The following is a 5,055-nucleotide window of genomic DNA, read 5'->3' on the forward strand; positions in this document are numbered from 1 at the left end:
AATCAGCGAGTCAGCTTGGGAAGAAATGACCTGCTTATTCGCACCTTCCTTAGTTAAGTTTATAGTCCAGCGTGATTTCCGCTTTCATTACCTGCGACACCGGGCATCCTGCTTTCGCTTTCTGAATGATGCCGTCGAATTTCTGCGGGTCGATACCCGGTACGGTGACCTTGCTGTTTAGCGCAATTTTGCTGATTGCGAAGCCGCCATCGGTTTTATCCAGCGAGACATCCGCCGTGGTATCGATGGAATCTGCGGTATAGCCCGCTTCACCAATCATCAGTGACAGCGCCATTGAGAAACAGGCGGCGTGGGCTGCGCCAATCAACTCTTCCGGGTTAGTGCCTTTAGCGCCTTCGAAGCGGGTGTTAAAGCCGTAAGGTTGTTGATTCAGGACGCCACTTTCCGTTGAGACCGTCCCTTTGCCATTTTTGATATCACCAGACCAGTGTGCCGAACCGTGCTTATGAATCGTCATTCTTGCTCTCCTTTTGGCTTACAAAGGGGTAAGTATAGACGATGGTTCCGGCACACCCACGAACACAGACAATTCTGTAACCTATACCCGCTGCGCGTCGCCTGACAGATGGCGCGCTATCTCATCAAGAAACACGCGCAACGCCGCGGGCTGATATTCCCGGGACTGATAAATACCGTGAATGGCTAACGCTTTGGGCGTCAGGCTGCTCAGCACCGGGACCAGCGTGCCCTGTTCAATCGCGGCATGTGCTTCCTGCTCCGGTAGCATGGCAATGCCGCAATGCTTCACCGCCGCCTCCATCAACAATGACGAGATGCTGGCGCTGAGGTTGCCGCTCACGGCGACGCTGACGTTTTCCCCTTCCGGCGTCAGGAAGTGCCACGCCTGACCGGCGAAAAAGCTGTAGTGCAGACAGTTGTGCTGCGCTAACTCCTCCACCTGCTCTGGCGTGCCGTGGGTTGCATGATACTGCGGCGACGCGCACAGCACGGAACGGCACTCCCCAAGCCTGCGGGCGATCATCCCGGGCTCTGGGTTATCCGTAATGCGGATCGCCACATCAATGCGTTCCCCTACCAGACTCACCGGGTGGTTGTTCACATCCAGCTCAATGCGCAGCTGCGGGTAGCGCGAAAGCAAGCCGGGCAGCACCGGGGCAATCAGATGCATGGCGGTAAAATGGGCGCAGGCCACCCGTAGCGTGCCTGAAGGGAGATCTTTCTCCGACTGGCCTTCAATTTCCTGCGACAGCTGGGACAGCGTTCGCGTTTTTAGCAGCACCTTCTCTCCGGCCGCCGTCAGCGTCAGCTTGCGCGTCGAGCGGTTTACCAGCCGCGTACCGGCCCACTTCTCCATTTGCTCAAGATAGCGGCTCACCATAGGACGGGAGATCCCCAACGCCCGGGCCGCTGCACTCAGGCTTCCCAGCTCGCATATCCGGTTATAGACCTGAGCGGCAATAACGCGATCCATATCACACCCCATTTGCTCGATTTATGAAACAAAGCATGTCTTGTTTCAGGAATTCTGGCAAATACGAATATCCGTACAATAAAGACTTTCCTGAACAACAGAGACATCAGAATGAAATTCACTCACCTTGCACTGCTTTCCACGCTTATCACGCCCGCGGTGTTTGCTGCGCCATTAACCATTGATACCTATAACCCGCAGGACAAAGGGATGTTTGCGGTCTCCTCCACGCTGGTCTCTGGTCCAAAAGAGGCCGTGCTGTTTGACGCCCAGTTCAACGTCAAAGATGGCGAAGCGCTGGTCGACAAAATTCGCAAAATCGGGAAAACCCTGAATAAAATCGTCATTACCTCTGGCGATCCGGATTTCTATTTTGGTCTGCAACCGCTGGTGAAAGCCTTCCCGAATGCCAAAGTGGTGGCCACACAGCAGGTGGTTGACCATATCAAGGCCACCAAAGACGCAAAACTTGCCTTCTGGGGACCGCAAATGAAAAACGGTGCACCAACCGAACTTATCGTTCCGCAGGTGCTGGCATCCACTACCTTCATGGTGGACGGCGAGAAGATTGATATCGAGCAGCCAGAAAGCTACGCCGCCTATGTCTGGATCCCTTCGGCTAAAACTATCCTCGGTGGTACCGGTGTCGCCTGGGGTATCCACGTCTGGACGGCAGACACCCAGACGCCAGCCAGCCGCAAGGAGTGGCAACAGACGCTGGAAAGCATGGCGGCACATAAGCCTGAACGCGTGATCCCGGGTCACTATCTGGGAACACCACCGGCAGGCAGCGGTGCTATCGACTTTACCCGTGATTATCTTCAGCGCTTCGAACAGGCGTTGTCAGAACATAAAACATCGACAGGCGTGATCAACGCCATGAAAAAACAGTATCCGGGTCTGGCTGAAGAGAGCTCGCTGGAATTAAGCGCCAAAGTGAATACTGGCGAAATGAAGTGGTAATGTAAAATCTGCTCCTGCTATATTTCAGTGATAGCAGGAGCACCTGCAAAATATCCTCGCGGTAAACCCGCAATATATCCTCCCATTCTAAAAGCGCATAAAAGCATGCACTTATGTCATTTTTATTTCTAAGATGAATCTTAGACACAGCGGCCAAAATATTTGCCATTCTGTTTGTGAATTAAATTTTTGCGAGCCGTACCATTAAACAGACAACGACACGGAGGCAGCATGTTTACTTATTACCCGGCCAATACTGCAGCAGCACAACCTGAACTCGTTAACGCGATTGCACAGGGTCTTCACGCCGAGCATGGTGCTGTGACTGAAGATGACATTTTGATGGAACTGACCAAGTGGGTGGAATCCACAGACAATGACATCCTCAGTGACATCTACCAGCAGACCATTAACTACGTCGTCAGCGGGCAAAACGCACCTTTGTAAAAACCTGCTATGCTGGATCTGCAACCTAAGGGGTTACATTTCGTTTGCGTAAGCGAACTGGTCCTTAAAACTATCAACAGGATTGAGGAGTTAACATGAAATCGAACCGTCAGGCACGCCATATACTGGGACTGAACTACAAGCTTTCTAACCAACGTAAAGTGGTGATTGAAGGCGACAGTGAAACACAGGTCACTCACGCCACCGGCAGAAAACGCCACGCGGGCAAGTAAGTCCCGGAGAGAGATCCTCAACACCATCGGCAAAACCGATGGTGTTTTTGTTTATGTGTTGCGGTAATTAATATTTAGCTCCTTTATAATACCGCCTGACCGCACCCCATCGCACAGGCCAGAAAGATGACAAACAGCAGTGTCAGGGACGGATCTTCAAAAAAAGAGTGAGTGACATGGACAACAAACTGAAAAAACATCGTTCCCTATATATCCCTTATGCCGGCCCGGTATTACTCGAATTCCCCCTGCTCAACAAAGGTAGCGCCTTCAGCATGGAAGAGCGCAGCAGCTTCAACCTGCTCGGTTTGCTGCCAGAAGTGGTGGAAACCATTGAAGAACAGGCAGAGCGCGCGTGGATCCAGTATCAGGGTTTCAAAACCGAAATCGACAAACATATTTACCTGCGCAACATTCAGGACACCAACGAAACCCTCTTCTATCGTCTGGTACAAAATCATCTCGAAGAGATGATGCCGGTGATCTACACCCCAACGGTGGGTGCCGCCTGCGAACGCTTCTCAGAGATCTACCGTCGCTCCCGTGGCGTCTTTATCTCTTATCAGAACCGCCACAACATGGACGATATTCTGCAGAACGTGCCGAACCACAATATCAAAGTGATCGTGGTGACCGACGGCGAACGTATTCTGGGTCTCGGTGACCAGGGTATTGGCGGCATGGGGATCCCAATCGGTAAGCTCTCTCTGTATACCGCCTGCGGCGGCATCAGCCCGGCGTATACCCTGCCGGTGGTGCTGGATGTGGGCACCAACAACCAGCAATTGCTTAACGACCCGCTGTATATGGGCTGGCGTCATCCGCGTATTACCGACGACGAGTATTATCAGTTTGTTGATGATTTCATCCAGGCGGTCAAGCACCGCTGGCCGGACGTGCTGCTGCAGTTTGAAGACTTCGCGCAGAAAAACGCGATGCCGTTGCTGAACCGCTATCGCGATGAGATCTGCTCTTTTAACGATGATATTCAGGGCACCGCCGCGGTCACCGTTGGCACGCTGATTGCCGCCAGTCGCGCGGCAGGCAGCCAACTGAGCTATCAGAAAATTGTCTTCCTGGGCGCAGGCTCTGCGGGTTGTGGTATCGCCGAGCAGATTATCGCCCAGACGCAGCGTGAAGGGCTAAGCGAAGAGCTGGCGCGCTCCCGCGTGTTCATGGTCGACCGTTTCGGCCTGCTGACCGACGGCATGCCAAACCTGCTGCCGTTCCAGACCAAGCTGGTGCAGAAACGTGAGAACCTGAAGAACTGGGACACCGACAACGAAGTGCTCTCTCTGCTGGACGTAGTGCGCAACGTGAAGCCGGATATCCTGATTGGCGTCTCCGGTCAGACGGGGCTGTTCACCGAAGAGATCATTCGTGAGATGCACAAGCACTGCGAACGCCCTATCGTGATGCCGCTCTCCAACCCGACCTCGCGCGTGGAAGCAACGCCGCAGGACATCATTGCCTGGACCGAAGGGAACGCGCTGGTCGCAACCGGCAGCCCGTTCGATCCGGTGGTGTGGAAGGACAAAACCTATCCTATTGCCCAGTGCAACAACTCCTATATTTTCCCGGGCATTGGTCTGGGTGTGATCGCCTCCGGCGCGTCGCGCATTACCGATGAGATGCTGATGTCGGCAAGCGAAACCCTGGCGGGCCACTCGCCGCTGGTGAATGATGGCGAAGGACTGGTGCTGCCAGAGCTGAAAGACATTCACAAGGTGTCGCGTGCAATTGCGTTCGCGGTCGGGAAAATGGCCCAGCAGCAGGGTGTGGCAGTGAAAACCTCTGCCGATGCGCTGCAGCAGGCCATCGACGACAACTTCTGGATGCCGGAATACCGCAGCTACCGTCGTACTTCGATCTAACACTGTGTTCCGACCGTTCCCTCTCCCACAGGGCTGAGGGATCCCCAGTAATATGGTCATGCCGCCATGACCATATTACTGTACT

General features: G+C 53.8%; 6 protein-coding genes. 4 read left to right on the forward strand and 2 right to left on the reverse strand.

Annotated features, from left to right (window positions below):
* Positions 1-49: 49 nt before the first annotated feature.
* Positions 50-478: an OsmC family protein gene (locus HX884_RS25215; RefSeq protein WP_178328961.1), complete on the reverse strand. Its 429-nt coding sequence runs from the start codon at positions 476-478 to the stop codon at positions 50-52.
* Positions 479-559: 81 nt separating this feature from the next.
* Positions 560-1,453 carry a LysR family transcriptional regulator gene (locus HX884_RS25220; protein ID WP_178328962.1) on the reverse strand — a complete coding sequence of 298 codons (894 nt, stop codon included), beginning with the start codon at positions 1,451-1,453 and terminating at the stop codon, positions 560-562.
* A 111-nt stretch (positions 1,454-1,564) separates the two neighbouring features.
* Between HX884_RS25220 and HX884_RS25225 the strand changes: the two genes are divergently transcribed.
* The 4 genes from HX884_RS25225 (at position 1,565) to HX884_RS25240 (ending at position 4,970) form a co-directional block, all read left to right on the forward strand.
* Positions 1,565-2,416, forward strand: a complete 852-nt coding sequence (locus HX884_RS25225) for a Vmh family MBL fold metallo-hydrolase (RefSeq protein ID WP_178328963.1) — start codon at positions 1,565-1,567, stop codon at positions 2,414-2,416.
* A gap of 231 nt (positions 2,417-2,647) precedes the next feature.
* Complete coding sequence (gene bdm / locus HX884_RS25230) at positions 2,648-2,863, forward strand: biofilm-dependent modulation protein (protein ID WP_013096534.1); 216 nt, start codon at positions 2,648-2,650, stop codon at positions 2,861-2,863.
* A 95-nt stretch (positions 2,864-2,958) separates the two neighbouring features.
* The gene (sra, locus tag HX884_RS25235) at positions 2,959-3,096 is read left to right on the forward strand and encodes a stationary-phase-induced ribosome-associated protein (protein WP_013096533.1); all 138 of its coding nucleotides are present in this window, start codon (positions 2,959-2,961) and stop codon (positions 3,094-3,096) included.
* A gap of 176 nt (positions 3,097-3,272) precedes the next feature.
* On the forward strand, positions 3,273-4,970 hold the full coding sequence (locus tag HX884_RS25240) for an NAD-dependent malic enzyme (protein WP_013096532.1): 1,698 nt from the start codon (positions 3,273-3,275) through the stop codon (positions 4,968-4,970).
* The last annotated feature ends 85 nt before the right edge of the window (positions 4,971-5,055 follow it).

The sequence above is a fragment of the Enterobacter sp. SECR19-1250 genome (assembly GCF_013391025.1).
Lineage (GTDB): Bacteria > Pseudomonadota > Gammaproteobacteria > Enterobacterales > Enterobacteriaceae > Enterobacter > Enterobacter cloacae.

Bases quoted from the DNA above. Each gene is read 5' to 3' on its own strand.
- HX884_RS25215 (WP_178328961.1), bottom strand. From the start codon at position 478: ATGACGATTCATAAGCACGGTTCGGCACACTGGTCTGGTGATATCAAA.
- bdm (WP_013096534.1), top strand. From the start codon at position 2,648: ATGTTTACTTATTACCCGGCCAATACTGCAGCAGCACAACCTGAACTC.
- HX884_RS25240 (WP_013096532.1), top strand. From the start codon at position 3,273: ATGGACAACAAACTGAAAAAACATCGTTCCCTATATATCCCTTATGCC.
- HX884_RS25225 (WP_178328963.1), top strand. From the start codon at position 1,565: ATGAAATTCACTCACCTTGCACTGCTTTCCACGCTTATCACGCCCGCG.
- sra (WP_013096533.1), top strand. From the start codon at position 2,959: ATGAAATCGAACCGTCAGGCACGCCATATACTGGGACTGAACTACAAG.
- HX884_RS25220 (WP_178328962.1), bottom strand. From the start codon at position 1,453: ATGGATCGCGTTATTGCCGCTCAGGTCTATAACCGGATATGCGAGCTG.